Genomic DNA, 21198 nt, shown 5'->3' with positions numbered 1-21198 from the left:
TAAATTATTATAATTTCATTAAGATAATTTAAAATCAAGAAACGACAAATATAAATAGCATTAACATGTTAATATGTAAATAGAATGAAATAAACTAGCTCGATAAAGGAATATAAATATGGTCATTAATTCGAAAAAAGAAGTTCAACAGCACGAATTGGATATTCAATTTATGACGAGAACTTTAGCTGTTGCAACTGATGCTGCTAAAAAAGGCAATGAACCTTTTGGGGCAATATTAGTGAAAGCTAACCAAATTGTGATGATAGGAGAAAACCATATTCATACCGAGAGCGACCCCACCTATCATGCAGAAATAGGTCTTATACGAAAGTTTTGTTCAGAGCATAAAATTACAGACTTGTCAGAGTATACTCTTTATACTAGCTGTGAACCTTGCTGCATGTGTTCGGGAGCAATGGTTTGGAGCCAATTAGGACGAATGGTTTATAGCCTTTCACATGATGAATTAGCTGAAATTGCGGGCTTTAATATCATGCTCGGCAGTGATGAAATATTCGCAAAAAGCCCATTTAAGCCCACTGTAGTTAAAGGTATTTTAAAAGAACACGCGACTACGATTTATAAACAATATTTTAAACGAAGCTAATAATATTAGGCCTACTGCTGACTTATAATAATAATCTTAGCTCCTAAATACTGTGCTTTTGTGAGCCCTCATTGTAATACAGTGAGGGCTTTTTATTCTCTACAAAATGGCGCAATCTCACCTTACTATGCGGATAAATTAAACTGTTGCACAGACTGCTGTAGCTCTCGGGTTTGCTGGCTTAATGAATTAGCTGCCGTAGCAACTTGTTCAACTAAAGACGCATTTTGCTGGGTAACGCTATCCATCTGCGTAATAGCGACACCGACTTGTGCAATCCCTTTACTTTGCTCCTCTGAAGCTACCGTAATTTGCTTCATAATAGCAGTGACCTCGTTAATACCTCGCAGGATACTTTCCATCGTTTTTCCCATCTCATTAACTAGCCCCGTTCCTTTTTCCACACAAGCACCTGAACTAGCAATTAACTTTTCAATCTCCATAGCGGCATCTGCACTGTGACTTGCCAATTTACGAACTTCAGCCGCAACCACCATAAAACCTCGACCATGCACACCAGCACGAGCCGCTTCAATAGATGCATTCAAAGCTAAGATATTTGTTTGAAAACTAATGTCATTCATCATGCTGATGATATCTGAGATTTTTTGTGAACTTTGTGAAATTTCACTCATCGTTGTAACGACAGAGTAAACAATTTCATTGCCTTTATTCGCAACCACAGAAGCTTCGCTAGCTAAATGGTTTGCGTGAAGTGTATTTTCCATATTCAACTGAACTGCGGCGGTGATTTGTTCCATACTCGCAGCGGTTTCTTCTAAGGCAGCCGCTTGTTCTTCAGTACGCGATGAAAGGTCATTATTACCATTAGAAATCTCACTCGCCCCCAGATAAATATTCTCACTTCCTTGCCTGATCGAGCCTACTGATTCATGCAGATCTTTTCTCATTTCTTCAAGGATCGGAAATAATCTCCCCACACAGTTGTTACCAAACGGTAGCACTGGCTGGCTTAAATTCCCTTTTGCAATTTCAATAAAGTGCTGTCTCAACACCCCTAATGGCTTTTGCATCATAGTCGCCATATAGCGATCCGTAAAAATGAGCATCAATATTCCTAGTATTGCCGTAATAATCATGACGATACGCGTAATATCCATCACATTATCAACATGTTGCCGAGTATGACTAATCAATGCATCAGCCGTCTGATTAAACTTTTGAATTGAAGCACCAAAAGCGCGGCTCAAAGCAGGAGTAATGTTGTGAGCATGGGCTAAATATTTATTCGGATCATTGTCCATGCTTAGCATAAGTTGAGGTGTTACCCCATCATCGAATAGCGCCTGCCAACTATAAATTACCTGCTCTGATATTTCAGGGTCCATTGGTCCTGGAGAGATAGACTTCATCTGTTCTAAATATTTTTCCATATTCGACAGAGCCTCTTTTACAGGGGCATAATCTACTATTTTTCCTTCACTTTTACTTTCCATTACCCGAGTCAGTCGTGTGACAAATCGAAAATATTGATCGTTTCCCTGACTAAGTACTGTCATTTGCTGGACTAATTGTCTATCGATATCATTTCCATCTGCAATACGTGATAGTGACCAACCACTGTAAACATTTGTCCCCCCCAAAATCAGGCATAAAATACTTAATAATACGAAGACCGCAGTACGAATTGAGTAATCGCGAAGTTTCTGCATAGAATTTCTCTTTCGGTGAGATAAAATGACGATATTTAACTTTATCGGCGATAAAGAGAATAATTTTAGGGTTAACTGAAGTAGATAATCACAGAATCAGGCTAAGACTAAGTAAAAACACTTATAATTCAAAGGGGTTACTATTTGGTTATGAGAATTATCGAATATCGATATTGGAATTTAATTCCAGAAACTTGATACAAGTCTCAAAATAATACAATCATTGAAAAAACAAACTGATATAAGAAATTATTTATTTTTGCATAAAAAGAGTTAGTGAATAATATTAAAATTACATACAGTTATAAAAAAGGTACAGCAAACCCTCACTGTACCTTTGCAGTTATTCTACAACTTGTATTTTGAAAAATTAACGGTATATCGGTAACAAATTAAACTGCGCTAACAATTGGCAAATAATGCCAACGACTCCAAAGGCGATAACGGCATAGATTAGCCCTTTTCCGCCCCATACTTTGAATCTAGAATCAGGGAAACGCTCTCTTACTTTTAATGCCATAACTGCCGGGCAAATAATCGCCCAGATACATGCGGCCATACCTGCATATGCAATTGCAATGAGAAAACCATTTGGGAATAACATGCAAAGAACAAGTGGTGGCAAGAAGCATAATAAGGCGGATTTCATTCTACCTGATGGGTTATCTTTAAAGTTTAATGAAGCAAGAATATAATCAAACAACCCAATAGCAACACCTAAAAATGAACAAAATACTGCACTTATTGAAAACCATAGTAAGAATGTCGCAATATTCTTACTATTGAGGACCGCATAAAGCGACTCAATAAACGCATCTAAATTACCACCTTTATTAATAATTGTTAAAAATTCTGTTCTTGGTAAATTCCCCATTGTTCCTAATATCCATAAGAAATAAAGAACAAGGGCTAATACACACCCAATCACACAGCTTTTAACCACTTTCCTTTCATTTTCATGATACAATTTATATAAGCTGCATACATTGCCATGATAACCAAAAGAAGTAATTGCATATGGAATAATAATAAAGATAAAGGGCAATAGTGATGTGTTTCCACCTTCAACTGGTGATGTTAATAACAAATCTGTTTTTACAATGAAAAATAACCCTGAGAAAGCCAAAATAAATAAAACTATTTTAATAAATAAAAATAAAGATGTTAACCGGCTTGCTCCTACCCCACTCCACCAAATACTTGCTCCTAATATCAATGTAAATACAATAAATATTAATCTTAAATTAACATTATAGCCATAAATAGCCGCAGCCTCTTTTATGACTGATCCTGCTGCTGATATATAGGCGTAAATTAATATATAAAGAACAAATATTAGTGCTATATTAGCAATATAGCATGCCCACTTTGGTAATAATTCTTTAGAAATAAAAAAATAATTCGTTCCCGCCCCATACTTAGATATACATTCTAAAATATAAATTCCTGAATGAAACATGAAGAAACAAACGATTAATAAAACAACTACAGAGTTAATAAACCAAGCTCCTGCCATAATAGTTGGCAAGCTAAACATCCCTGCCCCTATCATTGCACCGCCTAGCACAAAACCCCCTACCAATATGGAGGGTTCTTTTTTGGCTGCCAAATTATTCATGGTGTTCACCTTAAGAATAAGGATAAGGTTCCCGCATTGCACGGGAACCATAAGAGCGACCTATTATTTGATTGGTTTTAATCTTGCAGTAAAGTGCCTTAATACTGGAGGTTCATATTCAAAATCAAGCCCTTTCAAAGTAGCAAATTTGTCTTTTAACCCAATCAGAGCATCTGCAATGTAATCCATGTGGTCGTTGGTATAAACGCGTCTTGCAATAGTTAACCGCATAAACTCCATATCTGCATGTTTTTGTTTGCCTGTTTCGGGATCGCGCCCTAATAAGAATGAGCCTATTTCAACCGCACGAACACCAGATTCTAAATATAATGCATTAATAACCGCTTGTGCTGGGAACTGGTCGCCAGGAATATGCGGTACTAGTTTCTTACAATCCACAAATACCGCATGACCACCAGTAGGGTATTGAATTGAAATCCCTCCCTCACGTAAACGGTCTCCTAAATATTTAACTTGACCGATACGATAGTGTAAATATTCTTCCCCAGCCCCTTCTTCAAGGCCTTGAACCATGGCAGCCATATCACGACCAGCAAGACCGCCATAAGTAACAAACCCTTCCATTGGTACACAGCGCTGTCTAGCTAACGTAAATATCTTTTCATCATTCTTAATACAAACTAATCCACCAATATTCAATAATGGGTCTTTCTTAGCTGACATAGTTAATGCATCAGCATATTTGTACATATCCAGAATAATTTCTTTAATTGTTGAATTTTTATATTTAGGATCACGTTCTTTTATAAAATACGCATTTTCACAGAAACGCGCTGAATCCATAACAACAAAGATATTATGTTGTTTTGCTATTTCATAGACTTCTTTTAAGTTAGCCATTGATACTGGCTGGCCGCCGGCACTATTACAAGTAATAGTAGATACAATCGCCACAACATTTTCAGCGCCATGTTGTGCAATGTTATCCTTTAATTTTTGAATATCAAAGTTACCTTTCCAGTCATCATAGGTATCTGAGTCATAAGCTTTTTCTGTAACAATATTAACTGCTTTACAGCCATTTAATTCAACATGAGCAGCGGTAGTATCAAAGTGGAAATTAGAAATAAAGACAGGTTTTTTAGCACCACCTTGTTCCTGTTTTACTTTCAATAATACAGGAAATAACATGTTTTCAGCACCACGACCTTGGTGAGCAGGGATCACATAGTCATAATCGAACATCTCTTTAACTTTATCTTTTAAATCATAATAGTTACGAGATCCTGCATAGGCTTCATCACCAGTGATCATTGCTGCCCATTGATGATCACTCATGGCATTAGTACCTGAGTCGGTCAATAAATCAATATACACAGCACTGCTTGGTAGCAAGAATGGATTGTATCCAGCTTCTTTTAACGCAGCTTCACGCTCTTCTCTACTTGGAATACGGATATTTTCTACCATTTTAATACGGAATGGTTCTACAATTCTTTTAGCCATGATAATACCTTTAATTTTTCATTAAATAATAAATACAAAGGATCGTACTTATAAAAAATAAGCTATAACGAAACTTTTAGTTTAGAAAAACAAAAAAGGTTATTTATTTGGGAAAAAGAAGGCTAAAGAAATATCAATATTGAACCATTTCTTCATATAGAAGAAATGCCTTGATATGAGAGACTTGCTTAACGAAAACATACTATGACTCCTATCAAAAAGGAATTAGTACAACCAACAGCATCATATATATAACAGTTAAAAATATAAAGTAATAGAGATTGTCATATAATTATACCTATATCACATAATCATTAGATAATACTAAGACAAATTGACTCAAGTCACACATTTAATTTTATTCGTTATTTTTTATAAGATTGTAAATATTAAAACATAAAAAAAACAAAAAATAATTATTATTCATATCTGTAATTTAATAATTATAAAGAGTAATTTGGCTTTATTTAAATAACGCTTAACAAAAATAAAATGGGTAAAGTATGATTAGAATACTTTACCCATGATTCAAATAATTAACAATTACTGAGCATCTTTCCCATATTTAGGAGATCTAGGCCCATATAATATACCATTAGGCGTACCTGCAGATAATAACCTTGCACTTGTTATACCTGCAATTGTGTAACTTTTATCTGTCATGGTATCAACAATTTGATTAACAACCGCCGAAACTAAAACACCAATAATGCCATTGGAAGAAGAGTTATTTTCAGCACTCGATGCAGATGCCGAACCGCTCCATAATAATGCCCCTGTCCTCGCATCAACAAGTTTTGCATCCGCTGTGACACGTGTATCACTGGAAATAACCTGATAGCTAGTACCGTACTCTGTTATATTAAGATATAACACAGCATCATTACCGAAAATTTCTCGGGTTTTGGCGGGCGGAACAGATTGGATATCCCCTGCATTTATTAAACCATTTTGCTTAAATGTTTCTTCCACTACCGCTACAGGAAAAACATAGTAGCCAGCCTCCGCTAAAGGCAGGGCTGTTTGTGATAATAAACCATGACTAGCCTGTACTTCTGGAGAGCTATTCTGAGGTAATAACACTAAAATGCTTTTTGGCTTACTTTGATTAAACGCAGTATAATCAACTTTTGTTGGCTGTGCACAACCAGTTAATAACCAAGCCATCACCAGCCCGCTGAGTATGAATAAACGCCTCATTTTGCTTTCCCTTTATTTTTCATTAGAAAATCCATATACGCCGCAGATTCTGGATATAATTCTTTTTCAGCGTTGAACTCTTGCATTGCAAGGTCGATGGCTCCGGTTGTGGAATACAATAACCCTAAATGGGCGTGTAACCCCGGAGGGGTAGCAAGACCGTTTGCCTTACTCATTTCAAGGTTTTTTTTCAATGCTTGAATTTGTTCTTGAGGGCCAGTATCTGTTTGCTGGTAATATTGATAAATTGTAGTTTGATAACCATCCCAGTTATATAATGGTTTTGGCTCGTTAGCACAACCATTTAATAAAATGGCTCCAGCAAAAATAAGAAGTAATTTAAATTTCATCATATTCCCTTATTTAGCTGGCTGCCATGCACCACTTTCAATACCAACTACGAGATCATTCACAGCTTCCCTTATTGCTAAATCTAGCACCTTACCGTTTAGCGTAGAGTCATAACTTGCAGTTCCACCAAAACCGACAATTTCCCTATTTGATAATTCATACTCGCCTGCTCCCTGAGCTGAGAATACCACCTCGGAAGTTTGGACATTCACAACATTTAAATTAACTTTTGCATATGCGACTTGTGATTTACCACGGCCTAAAATACCAAATAGCTGTCTATCACCGACTTCTTTTCGACCAAATTCAGTGACATCACCGGTAATAACATATGTTGCGCCTTTTAATTGCTGGGACTGGCCTTTAATTCCAGCTTCTTCTTTTAACTCTTGCATATTAGCCCGGTCTAATACATTAAAGCGCCCAGTTTGCTGAAGATGCGTCATCAAAATTGTTTTTGACTGATTACCTAAGCGGTCAACGCCATCTGAAAAAATGCCATTCATATAACTCGAACGGTTATCAAATTTGCCAATTGATATTGGGCTTTTAGGACCCGAGTAATTAGTATTATAAGTCGCAACTTTCTCTACTGCTAAAGAACGGGAAGATTCCTTTGCACAACCACTTAATAATGCACTAGCAATAAAAATAGATGCGATGCTGATTTTAGATATATTCATTTAGCTGTCTCAATTAAAATTTAATTAGAATTAATTATTGCAGCTTTATTTTGCATCAAATATAAAACAGGGTCTAGTCAATATCACCTATTCAGTGATTTTATCTTTATTTCTATTTCATCCAATTGATAATATTCATAAAGTAACTCAGGTTTATTAGATGAAATCAACTGTTTGATTAAAAAATGGAGGTAACATAAATTATTTAATCAGTAATCTTTAATGATGTAATATTTCATATCATCACTATTATTCTATCCCAATAAAAACATCCAACTGAATTATTCTAAATTATCTACCATTTATATAGCCAAATGGTAGGTAATAATATAACCAATCACTGTTGTTTATTTTTCACTCAAATAGTAGATTATTATAAACATGCAGCTAACCAAAGTATAAAAAACAATCACATTCTATATATCGTTAGCTTATTTCCTTGTCGTACATCATAGCTCTTTTAATTTAACCCAATATATTACTTTATTGGTAGGTTTTGTATGAATTTGCAATAGATCATGACCAAAAAAGGATAAGAGGAATCTTATCCTTTTTTATTAACTATATTATTAATAATCAATAATATATTACAATAGCATTAATGTACTGATTGATAAGAAACAGATGCACCTTTTTCTATGGTGCTTTCATCTGAATAAATACTGCCTATATCAATAAAAGACTGGTCGCTATCATTATAGACTTTGTTATACAGTGATAATTCCGGACGATGACGCAGCGTTTTTGTCGTTAAATCCATCATTAGATATTGCTGAGAACCCCTAACCCACTCTGAAACAATGACACCTTTATGACCAACTTTTAGCTCATGCATATTATTATAACCATTTTCGGCGATCAGTTCGAAAGTCCCATTGGTATGAAATTGCATTAAAGAAAATAACCGGCGAGAAGGCTCTTGAGCAATAACAAAAATATCACCATTAAGGTTTTGTGCTGCTTCATTGATGCGAACAGGTAACCATTTACTACTAACCACCTGTTTCGTTGGTATATCCATAATAACCTCAAGTGACCCCATCTGATTACCGTAGCTGTACCACATCACCACTTTATCTCGATACGTTGCATAGGAAAAATTTGAATTACCTTCAATTTCCTCAGGAAATAACGACTTGGCTAAATTTCTCACATTCATAAAGTGTTCCCAAGTTATACCTTTATCTTGGCTGATAAAGATATTCTCATTACTCGCAACAATATATGCAGGTAGGCCTTTAGATTGGTAGATTTTCCCCGTGATCAACGCAGAGAATAACTCTCCAGATTTATCTTGCCAAGGTATTAACTCACTGATTGAGAAATCAATTAAATTAATTTTTCGGTAGCCATCTCTTAAAATAATTAAACACTCTTTTCTTTCACAGACTGCATTGTAAAAACTATCATCAGCACGAGTAATAAAACGCACACCTTGGTTATCTGCAAACAAAACTTGATAGCTATGCTCACTAAAATTTGTATAGTTGTTATACAACGAATAATAGTAACTTTGGTTATTACTTTTTTGAGCAATAATCAACATGCCATTCTCAGCAGGAAAAGTAGTCGCCCAGTCATAATTTGCGATAACAGGCCCATTTTCATTATGTTTTTCCCACTGCCAATCAACTGTACCATCACGCACAAATACGAATACAATAAAAATAAAACTTAGCGCAAAAGCCAACGTTAATAAGATAAAATGCCTACTGAGAAATGGATTCATGACCGAACCTCCGTGACATAATCAGTTTTGCCTTGCTGTCGACGTAAATGCTTCAATAAATACTGAGCTTGATAATACGCATTACCGCGCTTAGATATTTTAAAATAGACCGCCACACACAAACCGATAAGAAAACTAATTCCCAACACAATTGAAACTGCAAAACTGATATATAACCCACCCGTATCAACAAGATTTATCCAATCCCAGTAGTCCCAGTACCCTCCTTTTTCCATAGTTTCAGCAATAGATAGTCCGAGAGCCATTAATACTAAGAAAATAAGAATCAAACCAGTGAATCCCCATAAGCCGTAATAAAACCCTCGTTCTTGGGGCGCACCTTTACCAATAAGGCTATATGCTAAACCATCTTGATGATTGTAGATGCCAAAGACGACTTGCTCTTTTGAGTTCTCTTGGAGATTTTTATGATAAACCTCAAGCTCATCCCCTTGAGCGATAAACAAACTATGGTTATTAAAGAGTGGCTCATTCGCCGACACTAAGACATCCAGATGTTCTTTATTTATTTGTAAGCTGATTTGATTAAGCTTTTGTTCTGTATCTCCTGCTGCAATGGTGACACTGAGGTTAGCAGTAATATTGGTTTTACCACGCGTAGAAGATAAAGAGGTTTGCTCTATGCCAATATTAGTGGCTTTATGTAATTTGGCAGGCTTAGTTTTCGTTTTTTTTATACCTAAAATATCAATTTGCTGGTCTTGGCCATTAGTTTTATATTGTTCATCAATGACTAAATCCAGTGCCTTCAAAATTAATTTACGCTTCGAACTTAAAATATGTTTTATTTCTGCAAGCACTAACACAAATAATACAATACCAGTAAAAGCTGCGCAGCCTAACACTGCCACAAGTATTATCATTAAAAAATTATCATCAGCTTCAATAAAACAGTAATACACTGCAGGTATTAGTGCCATTAAAAACAATGAAATTAAAAATTGTATTCCAAGCTTACGAGTAAAACCGACCGTTCTATCTGGCTCTAAGCGTCCTTTGGTTTCATGGTATACCCAGTTTATCCAATAACTGCCATCATTCATCTGTTCTGCACAAATAATCAGTACATCACCCTTTTTCAACCTATCCAAAAATATTTGGCTGTTTTTAAAGTCATCTTGATTGAAAAAAAACACTTTATCTGATGCTAACAACCTCACCATACCTATCGGGGTGACATTTTTATAATCACACTGTGTTAAAGTCGTTTGGAAATACTGAACGCCCATAAATGATGCCTATTTGTTATAGTAAATTTAACATTATGATATTAAATAAAGGTATATTGCCCTAGAAAAACTTACACTATAATAAAATAATTCAGACAATGACGAGCATCTGTAAATAACAATTACTCGGGGCCTTCCCCTATAAATAGGCGACTCCTACTAGTAAAGCCAATAATTACTGATAAACTTGCATTCAATACAAAATTGGTGGGTAAAATGTAGCAAGAGCGCCATTTTCTCCCTTCTTCTAACAATAATTTTGAATAAAAGCGATGACATCACAACCTGCATACAAGCAAATTCAGTCTTACATTTTACGCAGTATTGATTTAGGGGTTTTTAAGCCAGAAACTCAAATCCCTACCGAACTTGAACTCTGTGCACAGTTCAATGTAAGCCGTATGACGGTAAATAAAGCTATTTCAGAATTAAGTCAGAAAGGTATCCTAAATCGTATTGCAGGAAAGGGCACTTTTGTTGCAACTCAAAAACATGAGCTTCCTGTTACCAAGGCGTTTGATATTTTTGATGAAATATCTGTAAGTGGTAATAAATATAGTGGTCACCAATTGCAACTGAAAGTCATCCTTGCTTCCGCAGAAATTGCATTACAACTTGGTATTACAGAAGGAAGTGAAGTCGGATATTGTAAAGTGCTCCACTTTGAAAATGATATCCCTTTAATGTTAGAAGAACGCTACGTGAACCATGCTATTGCACCTGAATTTGTAAAACAAAAATACGGCGATACGGAAACACCAAGCGGCTATTTACAACGCCATTTTCCTGTCAGTGAAATGGAACATACCATTGAAGCGGCACTTGCGACAAAATCAATTGCACAATCGTTATCAGTAAAAGAAAATTCCCCTTGTTTACAGCTCAGTCGACGCACTTGGACTGGCAATACATTAATTAGCTACGTCAACATGACCTCTGCAGGCTCTCGTTATAAATTAAAATTACATACCCGTATTGATAATAATCTATAAAAAAATGGGGCAATAATGCCCCAAAACGACTGATAAAAATAAAAAAACATCAAGCACATCTACATCACAAACAATAATTTCCCCCTTACATTCCTTGGTAAATTGGCCCCTCTCCCCCTTGTGGTGCAGTCCAAGTTATATTTTGTAATGGGTCTTTAATATCGCAAGCCTTACAATGTAGGCAGTTTTGCGCATTAATTTGCAGTTTTTCTTGGTTAATTTCCCCCAAGACTTCATATACACCTGCGGGGCAATAACGCGTTTCTGGAGCCGCATATTTAGCTAAATTAATTTGGATTGGCACTGTGATATCCGCCAATTTTAAATGGCAAGGCTGGTCTTCTTCATGGTTAGTATTTGATAAAAATACAGATGAAGCCTTATCAAAAGTCAGCACACCATCCGGTTTTGGATATATTATTGGTTGAAATTTACTCGCTTCTTTTATATTTTCATGATCAGCTTGCTTGAGCTTCAGTGTCCAAGGGCTTTTCCCCTTCAACAGTAGCTGTTCAGCCCCAAATAACATTGAGCCAATAACTAACCCTTTTTTCATATATGGCTTAAAATTGCGTGTTTGATAAAGTTCTTGATATAGCCAACTATCCTCAAATAGCTGGCGAAATAATGATTTAAATCGCGAATAATCTACCGTTTCATGATGTAAAGAACCAAACAATGCCTCAGCTGCTAATGACCCACTTTTAACTGCACAATGAGTTCCTTTTATGCGTGCAGCATTTAAAAAGCCTGCATCATCACCAATTAATGCACCACCAGGAAAACTTAGCTCAGGTAATGCAGCAAGGCCTCCTGCTACCATACTTCTTGCTCCGTAGCTAATCCGTTTACCACCAGACAAAAAACCACTAAAAGCAGGATGCGTTTTTAAACGCTGAAACTCTTCAAAGGGAGATAAATATGGGTTTTCATAATTCAGACCAACAACTAACCCAACAGCCACGAGATCTTCACCGTAATGGTAAGCAAAACCACCTCCATAAGTGTGATTATCTAATGGCCACCCTACTGAATGGATCACAACCCCTGGCTGATGCTGTTCTTTTGGGATCTGCCAAATTTCTTTGATCCCTAACCCATAAGTTTGCTTACCGCTGTTTGCAGCTAAATCAAAACGTTCAATTAATTGCTTACCTAGTTGCCCCCGACACCCTTCGGCAAAAAAGGTCATTTTAGCAACTAAATTCATCCCAGCTTGGTACATCGCGGTGGGCGAGCCAGCTTTATCTAATCCCATATCCCCTGTCGTCACGCCAATCACGCTTCCTGCGTCATCAAATAGCACCTCAGTAGCCGCAAACCCAGCGAAAACATCTACACCTAACGCCTCTGCTTCAACCGCCAAAGCCGCGCTAATTTGACCTAGACTCCCAATTAAATTGCCATTATTTTTTAAACTACTTGGTAATAAAGATAACGGTAACTGATTGAATTTATTTTCTTTTAGCCATAAAAAACGGTCTTGGGTTACTGCAGTTAAAGGGGCTGTTACCTTTTGCTGCCAATCTGGTAGTAATTCATCTAAAGCGCGAGGGTCAATTACGGCTCCTGATAAAATATGCGCCCCTATTTCTACCCCTTTATCAATTAAACAAACGGAGAGCTCAGCCCCTTTTTCTGCGGCTAGCTGTTTTAAACGAATTGCTGCCGATAACCCTGCAGGCCCACCACCGACAATCAGGACATCGAACTCCATCGATTCCCGCTCGGGAGCCTCGTTTATATTCTCAATGTTGTCGATAGCCATATGCCCTCTCTTACGCCAATGCTTTATCAAATTCAGGTAAGATCTCAAATAGATCGCCAACAATGCCATAATCCGCCACTTGGAAAATAGGCGCGTCAGGATCGCTATTAATGGCGACGATCACTTTACTTTCTTTCATACCTGCAACATGTTGAATTGCGCCAGAAATTCCAACTGCGATATACAAATCGGGCGCCACAATTTTCCCTGTTTGCCCAACCTGATAATCGTTAGGAACATAACCGGCATCGACTGCCGCGCGCGAAGCCCCTACTGCGGCACCCAGTTTGTCAGCAATGGTTTCTAATAAAGCAAAATTCTCACCAGAACTTAAACCGCGACCACCAGAAATCACGACTTTAGCGGAACTCAATTCTGCACGGCTTACTTGCGTTAACGATTGGCTCTTTAATAGTGCTCGCTGGGGGAGTTGTGCAAGGGTAACATTTTCAATTTGAGCGCTATTTTGCGTTTCTTTTGCGCCAGAAAATGCAGAGCTTCGCACGGTGATCACGACTTGTTGACCATTATTCTGCACTGTTGCCAATGCATTCCCCGCATAAATAGGACGAATGAATGTTTGTGAGTCAATGACTTGAGTAATATCTGAAATTTGAGCAACACCTAGTGTTGCGGCGACACGCGGAGCAATATTTTTCCCAAATGTTGTCGCAGGAAACAACAAATGTGTATAGCCTTTAGCAACCGCAACAATCGCACTGGTGATTGGCTCAGCTAATTGCCCTTCAAGCTCATCAGATTGAATTTCTAGAACTTTATTAACACCTTTGATGCTCGCAGCTAATTGAGCAACTGAAGCTGTCTGGCTCCCAGCAACGAATAAGTGTAGTTCACCACCAGCAGCAAGAATTTCATGAGCAGCGGTAATATTATGATAAGTTGATGATTTTATTGTTTGATTATCATGTTCGACAATCACTAACACTGATGTTTGGCTCATATTCATTTCCCTCTGTTAAATCACTTCTTTCGCTTGCAGTTCACTGACTAATGCGGTTGCACTACTTAGTAATGTACATTGCCCAACACGCTTTTTCGGCTCACTGACCTTGAGCGTTTTAACTTGCCCCAATGGTGAAAAATTCATATCAGCAATATCAATGATATCTAGAGGTTTTTTCTTTGCTTTCATAATATTAGGTAAAGTTGCATAGCGAGGTTCATTTAACCGTAAGTCTGTTGTCACGACTGCTGGCAATGGCATTTCTAACGTTTCTAACCCCCCATCAATTTCCCGTGTCACTTGCAGTGTTCCACCGTCGATTTTAATTTGTGAAGCAAATGTCGCTTGTGGGTAATCTAATAATGCCGATAACATTTGACCTGTTTGGTTACAGTCATCATCAATTGCCTGTTTACCTAACAAAATCAGGTCAGCATGTTCTTTATCGACAATTTGTTGTAGTAAGCGAGCAATATCCAACGGCTCTAACGCTAACTCAGCGGGTCGCTGAATTAAAATGGCGCGGTCGGCACCAATTGCCATCGCACTACGCAGCGTTTCTTGGTAACTAATATCCCCCACAGAAACAGCGATCACTTCAGTCGCTTTGCCGGATTCTTTTAAACGTACTGCTTCTTCTACAGCAATTTCATCAAATGGGTTAATTGCCATTTTGACATTAGCCAATTCCACCCCAGAGCCATCAGCTTTAACTCTCACTTTAACGTTATGGTCAATCACTCGCTTCACTGCGACTAAAATTTTCATCGTAACTCCTATCCAATTCTTCAACGATTGGCTTATATAAAGAGGATTCAAAATCGTTTTTAGGTTGAGAGAAGCCCTAGCAGTGAAAAATTCACTACTATTGGCTTTCTCAATTATCTTTTAAATAAATCTGTTAATAATTAAATAAGGGGTATTTCACATTATTTTGTTGTAGGTAATATCAATTTATCAGCAACAGACATTGGCCATTTTTTTATCGCGATATAATAAATAATACTGGTTGCAACTAAACCGACAATCCATGAAATATCAACACCACCCAGTTTTTCAACTAAAGGACCGGTATAGAAACCTGTTGAAATAAAAGGTAATTGGATCAATACCCCAACAACATAGGTCACGATCCCTACTTTATTCCAGCGACCATAACGGCCATCAGGGTTTGCAAGTTCAGGTACATCGTAGCGACCTTTTGTCACCCAATAATAATCCACTAGGTTTATCGCACTCCAAGGAGTGAAAAATGCCAGTAAAAATAATAAGAAAGAAGAGAACAGTTTTAGAAAAGAATGTTGCCCTGCCAACCCTAAAGCTGTCGAAAAACTCACCATCAGAATAATGAAAAATAACCGCTGCCCACGAGAAATTTGGCTTTTACCACGGAAGCCACACCAAATCGCAGCCATCGACATAAAACTACCGTAAGCATTTAGAGCCGTTATTGTGACCTTACCAAAGAAAATACTGATATATAACAACGCCGCAATTAACCCTGTACTACCTAAGCCCACAATATAAGCAACTTCATTACCCGCAAATTTATTCCCTGCAAGGGCCGCCGCAAATACACCTAAAATCATAGAGGCTTGCGTACCAATAACAGTCCCTGCACCTACTGCCATAAATGCTTTAATTGTTGGCGTTTTTGTCGGTAAATAACGCGAGTAGTCCGCAACATAAGGGCCAAATGCAATTTGCCAAGATGCTGATAATGACATGGCTAATAAAAAGTGCGTCCAATCAAAATGACGATTTTCCAGTAATACCGAAACATCATTCATATAAAACAGACGGAAAAATAGATAAAAGAACGTAATCACTCCAATCACGCTCGCTGCTTTTCCGAGAATATGAATAATTCGGTAGCCACAAATGGTGATCCCAATAATCACGGCACCAAATATTAAAATCCCCATCCAGTCACTTACATGCATAAGCTGACCAACCGCTTGCCCCGCTAATACCGTGCCACTGGCAGAGAACCCAACATACATCATGCATACTAATAAAATAGGGATAACGGCACCGTATACCCCAAACTGCACACGGCTAGAAATCATTTGTGGTAACCCCAGCTTTGGCCCTTGCACTGCATGCAAAGCCATTACTGAACCACCTAGCAATTGGCCAATAAATAAGCCGATTAATGACCAGAACACGTCCCCACCAAGTACTACAGCTAATGCACCGGTTACAATTGCTGTTATCTGCAAATTAGAACCGAACCAAAGTGTAAATTGACTCGATAAGGTGCCATGGCGTTCAGACTCAGGAATGTAATCGATGGAACGAGCTTCGATTAGTGGTACATTCTCCTGCCGACTTTTTTGCCCTGTCGCGATGTCGTTTGATACTGTCATGGTAACTCCTCTTTAAGCAAGGCTGGCCTAAAGAATGAACCAATTAATCGTAATGAACCCGCAATAACTACAATCGTAAGGTACAGTTATTAACCATTACGCTGGATGATGTTTTATCTATTATTCATCCACAGTAACTAATTGAAATACATTCTTAAACCTGATTGTTGTTGTGTTTTAATTCCATGATCCTGTTGTCAGGTAGTGCTCCTATGCTGCCTTATGAACGAGTAGCCGCCTGTCCCGCCTACTCGCTCATTATTTTTAAAATGAATTAAATCGCATCTAAAACCGCACGAGAAATAATGATCTTTTGGATCTCCGAAGTACCTTCAAAAATCCGTAAAATTCGTGCATCACGTACATAACGTTCTAATGGAAGGTCACGAATATAACCATACCCACCATGAAGCTGTAATGCAGCATCAGTCACGAAACCAGCACATTCAGCAGCAAATAATTTTGCTGTGGCTGACTGCAAGCTAAAGCGCTCTCCTGAATCACGTAACTCAGCGGCGCGCCATGTCAACATACGTGCGGCTTCAAGTTGCGTGTGCATATCGGCGATACGCCATTGTGTCCCTTGGTATGCAGCTAATGGTTTTTTACCAATTTGACGTTCTTTGACCCAACCTAAAGCACTTTCCATCGCTGCCCGAGCAATACCGAGCGAGGTTGCTGCCACTTCGACACGGCCTTTATCTAGTACTTCCATTGCCGTATGGAACCCTTTATTTTCCTCACCTAATAAGGCAGATTCAGGTAGCCAACAATTTAAAGCTAATTCATAAATCGTACTGCCACGTAGCCCCATGGTTTTCTCTGGCTGTGAAAAGGCTACGCCTTCTGTGCCTTTTGGGATCATAAAAGCGCTGATCCCGCGGGCTCCTGCCTCAACATCTGTTTTGGCATACAACACGATAAAATCGGCTTCTTTAGCATTGGTAATATAGTGTTTGTTACCTCGGATACGCCAGCCGCTGTTTTCACGTGTAGCGACTGTTCGCATATCGGCTGGGTTAGAGCCAGCAGCTGGTTCTGTTAAACCGAATGCTCCTAACATTTCACCTGTTGCCGCTTTCGGTAGCCAATATGCTTTTTGTTCTTCCGTTCCCCCCACTAAAATTGAATCTGTTGCTAGGAAATGGGCTGTTAATGCAGATGAGGTAGATGCACAAGCTGCCGCCACAGCCTCAACAACCCTACTCATCGCAATACTACCAATACCAAAACCACCATACTGTTCAGGTAAATTAATCCCCCAGCACCCCATTTCTCCCAACGCTTGTAGACTTTCAGCACAGAACGTTTCGGTTTCATCATAGCGTTGTGCATTAGGTTGCAAAATGTCGTGACATACTTTTTCTACTGCATCAACAATTGCCTGTTCAGTTTCATTAATTTCAAAGCTCATAACATTGTCTCCGCATTTTTAGTTGTTGTTTTCGCTGGCTTATAAATAGCATTTGCCTCACCTAATACAGGGGCTCGTAATGTTGAATGTGGCTTATTACCATTGAAAAAAACGGGCTGAGAAATCAACGGGGTACCACCATCATTTAAATAAGTGAGTACTTGACGTACTTGTGCATGCTCGCTCTGTGTTGCTTGCTGTAAATCATGGATTGGTGAAGCCGGTACCCCTGCGTTTAACAATAAATCACACACTTCTTCAACGGTTTTTTGGCAAGTCCAGCTTTCGATCTCTTTTCTTAAATCCGCTTGGTGTTGCGTTCTGGTGGGGTCATCAAAATAGCGGGGGTCCTGACAAAGCTCAGTTTTCCCCATGCACTCGCAAAAACGTTGAAATAGTTTTTCACTGGCAATCGCTATTACCACTAAACCATCTTTTGCATGGTAAGTATCAAATGGCGTAGAAACAGGATGGCGATTCCCAACTAAACTTGGTGCTTTATTATGAGCAAATAAGTTTGAAAGCCCGGTTAATTGCATACTCAGTAACACATCAACCATAGCAACATCAATGTATTGTGCCGCCTCATTGTGTCGTTCTCGGGCAAATAACGCGCTGCTGATCGCCCATGAAGCAAACATACCAGCACAGACATCTCCGATAGATTCGCCACTACGCGTTGGCCCCGTTTCAGGGAACCCTGTGACACTCATTAAACCTGACATCGCTTGTGCCACAATGTCATACGCAGGGTAACTTGCTAATGGGCTGTTTTGACCAAACCCTGAAATACTGGCATAGATTAATTTAGGGTTATGATTTTTTAAGCTATCAAAATCAATACCGAGCCTTTTAGTTACACCGGGGCGGAAGTTTTCAACAACAACATCGCTTTCTTTAACTAATCGAAAAAGAATAGCGCGGTCTTCATCCGCTTTAAGATCCAGCTCAATGCTACGTTTCCCACGATTAATTAAGCCGTAATAAACGCTTTCACCATCAATAAAAGGCCCTAAATGGCGGCTATCATCACCATGATTAGGCACTTCAATTTTAATGACTTCAGCACCAAGATCAGCCATCATACCGGTGCAATAAGGACCCGCTAATACACGGCTTAAATCGATCACTTTGATCCCTGCCAGTGGCCCTTGTTTTTTCTGAATTGATGCAGCATTCATACTGAATTCCTTATTATTCCAGAATGTTGCCGGCTCAACAGTCGCCGGCAAACAACATTACTTAACCATTGGCAAATTAAGCCCTTGCTGTTTGGCGCAGTTAATTGCAATGTCATAACCTGCATCCGCATGGCGCATAACCCCCGTTGCTGGGTCATTATGTAAGACACGAGCTAAACGCTTATCGGCAGCATCTGTTCCATCACAGACAATGACTACGCCTGAATGCTGAGAAAAGCCCATACCCACACCACCACCATGGTGTAAGCTAACCCATGTAGCGCCTCCCGCAGTATTTAATAATGCGTTCAATAGCGGCCAGTCAGAAACGGCATCAGAACCATCTTTCATTGATTCTGTTTCACGGTGCGGGCTTGCCACTGAACCTGAATCTAAATGATCACGCCCAATCACAATAGGTCCTTTTAATTCGCCACTTTTCACCATTTCATTAAAAGCTCGGCCTAACCTTTCTCTATCTTTTAACCCTACCCAACAGATGCGTGCTGGCAGACCTTGAAAAGCAATGCGCTCACGGGCCATGTCTAGCCAATTATGTAAGTGCTTGTCGTCAGGCAATAACTCTTTGACTTTTTGATCGGTTTTATAAATATCTTCGGGGTCTCCCGATAAAGCGACCCAACGGAATGGACCGATCCCTTCACAAAATAATGGTCGAATATAAGCAGGAACAAACCCAGGAAAATCAAAGGCATTACTGATACCTTCATCCTTAGCCATTTGTCGAATATTGTTTCCATAGTCAAAAGCAGCAGAGCCACGTTTTTGCATTGTCAACATGGCATCCACTTGAACCGCCATACTTTTCTTAGCAGCTTTCGTGACCTCAGTTGGAGCGGTTTCTTGTTTTTCTCGCCATTGATTTAATGACCAGCCTTGAGGTAAATAGCCATGAACAGGGTCATGAGCACTCGTTTGGTCAGTCACAGAATCAGGGGTTATATTGCGCTTGACTAACTCACTGTAAATATCTGCGGCGTTACCTAATAGCCCCACAGATACCGGCTTACCTGTCGCTTTTGCTTCTTCAATGTATTGCAATGCTTCATCGAGTGAAGTGGCTTTTTTATCCACATAACGGGTTCTTAAACGGAAGTCGATACGGCTTTCATCACATTCAACCGCAATCATGCTAAAACCAGCCATCGTCGCGGCTAAAGGTTGCGCTCCTCCCATTCCACCGAGCCCTCCCGTTAAAATCCAACGACCCGCAGCATTGCCATCAAAATGTTGTTTTGCAAGTGAAACAAAAGTCTCATAGGTACCTTGAACTATCCCCTGAGAACCAATATAGATCCATGAACCCGCGGTCATCTGCCCATACATCATCAAACCTTTGCGATCTAACTCATTAAAGTGCTCCCAATTCGCCCAATGTGGAACAATATTTGAGTTGGCAATTAGTACACGTGGAGCATCTGGATGAGTAGGAAATACTCCGACAGGTTTACCTGACTGAACTAACAAGGTTTGGTCGTCTTCCAATGTTTTTAATACTTCTAAAATTTTGTCATAACATTCCCAATCACGGGCTGCACGACCGATACCACCATAAACCACTAAGCTTTGAGGGTGCTCAGCAACATCGGGGTCTAAATTATTTTGGATCATCCGGTACGCGGCTTCAGTCAGCCAGCTTTTACAGGCTTTTTCACTGCCTCGTGGAGCGCGGATCACTCGAGTTAAGTCTGTACGGTTTTGCATGGTTGTATCCCCTATCATCCATTTTCAATTAACTTTAAATTAACAATTTTCTACGGTGATAATCTACGAGATACCTTGTTAGCGACAATTCACCTTTATTTTCAGGTCAGTTAACTGATTTAAAATCAATACATTAAATCAATATCAACGTGCTCGAGACTATCTATTCATTGAAATCATTTATCTTGCATTCAAATATATATA

17 protein-coding genes are annotated in these 21198 nt (G+C 38.7%); 2 read left to right on the top strand and 15 right to left on the bottom strand.

The annotated features are described in order from the left end of the window. The first annotated feature begins 118 nt into the window (after window positions 1-118). The gene (locus M1F14_RS06820; RefSeq protein ID WP_048606135.1) at window positions 119-610 is read left to right on the top strand and encodes a nucleoside deaminase; all 492 of its coding nucleotides are present in this window, start codon (window positions 119-121) and stop codon (window positions 608-610) included. A gap of 125 nt (window positions 611-735) precedes the next feature. On the opposite strand, the gene M1F14_RS06815 is transcribed toward M1F14_RS06820, so the two are convergent. The 8 genes from M1F14_RS06815 to M1F14_RS06780 all read right to left on the bottom strand — a co-directional run bounded on the left by M1F14_RS06815 (window position 736) and on the right by M1F14_RS06780 (window position 10581). Next, window positions 736-2283 carry a methyl-accepting chemotaxis protein gene (locus M1F14_RS06815; RefSeq protein ID WP_181468765.1) on the bottom strand — a complete coding sequence of 516 codons (1548 nt, stop codon included), beginning with the start codon at window positions 2281-2283 and terminating at the stop codon, window positions 736-738. Between the two features lie 370 nt (window positions 2284-2653). After that, window positions 2654-3901 carry an aromatic amino acid transporter gene (locus tag M1F14_RS06810; protein ID WP_042846290.1) on the bottom strand — a complete coding sequence of 416 codons (1248 nt, stop codon included), beginning with the start codon at window positions 3899-3901 and terminating at the stop codon, window positions 2654-2656. Between the two features lie 63 nt (window positions 3902-3964). Beyond that, on the bottom strand, window positions 3965-5368 hold the full coding sequence (locus tag M1F14_RS06805) for a tryptophanase (protein WP_042846291.1): 1404 nt from the start codon (window positions 5366-5368) through the stop codon (window positions 3965-3967). A 543-nt stretch (window positions 5369-5911) separates the two neighbouring features. Then, window positions 5912-6568: a DUF799 domain-containing protein gene (locus M1F14_RS06800; RefSeq protein WP_042846292.1), complete on the bottom strand. Its 657-nt coding sequence runs from the start codon at window positions 6566-6568 to the stop codon at window positions 5912-5914. After that, a complete protein-coding gene (locus M1F14_RS06795) occupies window positions 6565-6918 on the bottom strand; it encodes a DUF4810 domain-containing protein (RefSeq protein WP_173424815.1) in 354 nt (117 codons plus the stop codon). The genes M1F14_RS06800 and M1F14_RS06795 overlap by 4 nt, the downstream gene beginning before the upstream one ends. Window positions 6919-6927: 9 nt before the next feature. Then, on the bottom strand, window positions 6928-7602 hold the full coding sequence (locus tag M1F14_RS06790; protein ID WP_042846294.1) for a CsgG/HfaB family protein: 675 nt from the start codon (window positions 7600-7602) through the stop codon (window positions 6928-6930). A 598-nt stretch (window positions 7603-8200) separates the two neighbouring features. Beyond that, entirely contained in the window at window positions 8201-9331 is a 1131-nt protein-coding gene (locus M1F14_RS06785; protein ID WP_042846295.1) for a hypothetical protein, read from the bottom strand. Beyond that, window positions 9328-10581, bottom strand: coding sequence for a hypothetical protein (locus tag M1F14_RS06780; RefSeq protein ID WP_042846296.1), 1254 nt, complete (start codon window positions 10579-10581; stop codon window positions 9328-9330). Before M1F14_RS06780 ends, M1F14_RS06785 begins: the two co-directional genes overlap by 4 nt. Window positions 10582-10853: 272 nt before the next feature. Here M1F14_RS06780 and M1F14_RS06775 point away from each other — a divergent pair, with 272 nt between their 5' ends. Then, window positions 10854-11573: a UTRA domain-containing protein gene (locus tag M1F14_RS06775; protein ID WP_042846298.1), complete on the top strand. Its 720-nt coding sequence runs from the start codon at window positions 10854-10856 to the stop codon at window positions 11571-11573. An 85-nt stretch (window positions 11574-11658) separates the two neighbouring features. Here M1F14_RS06775 and M1F14_RS06770 read toward each other — a convergent pair whose 3' ends face one another. The 7 genes from M1F14_RS06770 to hutU form a co-directional block, all read right to left on the bottom strand. After that, window positions 11659-13341 (bottom strand): electron transfer flavoprotein-ubiquinone oxidoreductase, encoded by a 1683-nt coding sequence (locus M1F14_RS06770; RefSeq protein WP_042846300.1) that lies wholly within the window; start codon window positions 13339-13341, stop codon window positions 11659-11661. Window positions 13342-13351: 10 nt separating this feature from the next. After that, window positions 13352-14302: an electron transfer flavoprotein subunit alpha/FixB family protein gene (locus M1F14_RS06765; RefSeq protein ID WP_048606123.1), complete on the bottom strand. Its 951-nt coding sequence runs from the start codon at window positions 14300-14302 to the stop codon at window positions 13352-13354. A gap of 15 nt (window positions 14303-14317) precedes the next feature. Beyond that, window positions 14318-15073: an electron transfer flavoprotein subunit beta/FixA family protein gene (locus M1F14_RS06760; RefSeq protein WP_166685164.1), complete on the bottom strand. Its 756-nt coding sequence runs from the start codon at window positions 15071-15073 to the stop codon at window positions 14318-14320. Between the two features lie 161 nt (window positions 15074-15234). After that, a complete protein-coding gene (locus M1F14_RS06755) occupies window positions 15235-16674 on the bottom strand; it encodes a cytosine permease (RefSeq protein ID WP_042846304.1) in 1440 nt (479 codons plus the stop codon). A gap of 274 nt (window positions 16675-16948) precedes the next feature. After that, window positions 16949-18088 carry an acyl-CoA dehydrogenase family protein gene (locus tag M1F14_RS06750; protein ID WP_042846305.1) on the bottom strand — a complete coding sequence of 380 codons (1140 nt, stop codon included), beginning with the start codon at window positions 18086-18088 and terminating at the stop codon, window positions 16949-16951. Continuing rightward, window positions 18085-19269 carry a CaiB/BaiF CoA-transferase family protein gene (locus tag M1F14_RS06745; RefSeq protein ID WP_042846307.1) on the bottom strand — a complete coding sequence of 395 codons (1185 nt, stop codon included), beginning with the start codon at window positions 19267-19269 and terminating at the stop codon, window positions 18085-18087. Before M1F14_RS06745 ends, M1F14_RS06750 begins: the two co-directional genes overlap by 4 nt. Before the next feature lie 57 nt (window positions 19270-19326). Further along, complete coding sequence (gene hutU, locus M1F14_RS06740; protein WP_042846308.1) at window positions 19327-20994, bottom strand: urocanate hydratase; 1668 nt, start codon at window positions 20992-20994, stop codon at window positions 19327-19329. Between the last annotated feature and the right edge of the window lie 204 nt (window positions 20995-21198).

The sequence above is a fragment of the Providencia sp. PROV003 genome, from assembly GCF_045040775.1.
Taxonomy (GTDB): Bacteria; Pseudomonadota; Gammaproteobacteria; order Enterobacterales; family Enterobacteriaceae; genus Providencia; species Providencia huashanensis.
This window is presented reverse-complemented; position numbering and strand designations above follow the sequence as displayed.

Bases quoted from the DNA above. Each gene is read 5' to 3' on its own strand.
- M1F14_RS06820 (WP_048606135.1), top strand. From the start codon at position 119: ATGGTCATTAATTCGAAAAAAGAAGTTCAACAGCACGAATTGGATATT.
- M1F14_RS06815 (WP_181468765.1), bottom strand. From the start codon at position 2,283: ATGCAGAAACTTCGCGATTACTCAATTCGTACTGCGGTCTTCGTATTA.
- M1F14_RS06810 (WP_042846290.1), bottom strand. From the start codon at position 3,901: ATGAATAATTTGGCAGCCAAAAAAGAACCCTCCATATTGGTAGGGGGT.
- M1F14_RS06805 (WP_042846291.1), bottom strand. From the start codon at position 5,368: ATGGCTAAAAGAATTGTAGAACCATTCCGTATTAAAATGGTAGAAAAT.
- M1F14_RS06800 (WP_042846292.1), bottom strand. From the start codon at position 6,568: ATGAGGCGTTTATTCATACTCAGCGGGCTGGTGATGGCTTGGTTATTA.
- M1F14_RS06795 (WP_173424815.1), bottom strand. From the start codon at position 6,918: ATGAAATTTAAATTACTTCTTATTTTTGCTGGAGCCATTTTATTAAAT.
- M1F14_RS06790 (WP_042846294.1), bottom strand. From the start codon at position 7,602: ATGAATATATCTAAAATCAGCATCGCATCTATTTTTATTGCTAGTGCA.
- M1F14_RS06785 (WP_042846295.1), bottom strand. From the start codon at position 9,331: ATGAATCCATTTCTCAGTAGGCATTTTATCTTATTAACGTTGGCTTTT.
- M1F14_RS06780 (WP_042846296.1), bottom strand. From the start codon at position 10,581: ATGGGCGTTCAGTATTTCCAAACGACTTTAACACAGTGTGATTATAAA.
- M1F14_RS06775 (WP_042846298.1), top strand. From the start codon at position 10,854: ATGACATCACAACCTGCATACAAGCAAATTCAGTCTTACATTTTACGC.
- M1F14_RS06770 (WP_042846300.1), bottom strand. From the start codon at position 13,341: ATGGCTATCGACAACATTGAGAATATAAACGAGGCTCCCGAGCGGGAA.
- M1F14_RS06765 (WP_048606123.1), bottom strand. From the start codon at position 14,302: ATGAGCCAAACATCAGTGTTAGTGATTGTCGAACATGATAATCAAACA.
- M1F14_RS06760 (WP_166685164.1), bottom strand. From the start codon at position 15,073: ATGAAAATTTTAGTCGCAGTGAAGCGAGTGATTGACCATAACGTTAAA.
- M1F14_RS06755 (WP_042846304.1), bottom strand. From the start codon at position 16,674: ATGACAGTATCAAACGACATCGCGACAGGGCAAAAAAGTCGGCAGGAG.
- M1F14_RS06750 (WP_042846305.1), bottom strand. From the start codon at position 18,088: ATGAGCTTTGAAATTAATGAAACTGAACAGGCAATTGTTGATGCAGTA.
- M1F14_RS06745 (WP_042846307.1), bottom strand. From the start codon at position 19,269: ATGAATGCTGCATCAATTCAGAAAAAACAAGGGCCACTGGCAGGGATC.
- hutU (WP_042846308.1), bottom strand. From the start codon at position 20,994: ATGCAAAACCGTACAGACTTAACTCGAGTGATCCGCGCTCCACGAGGC.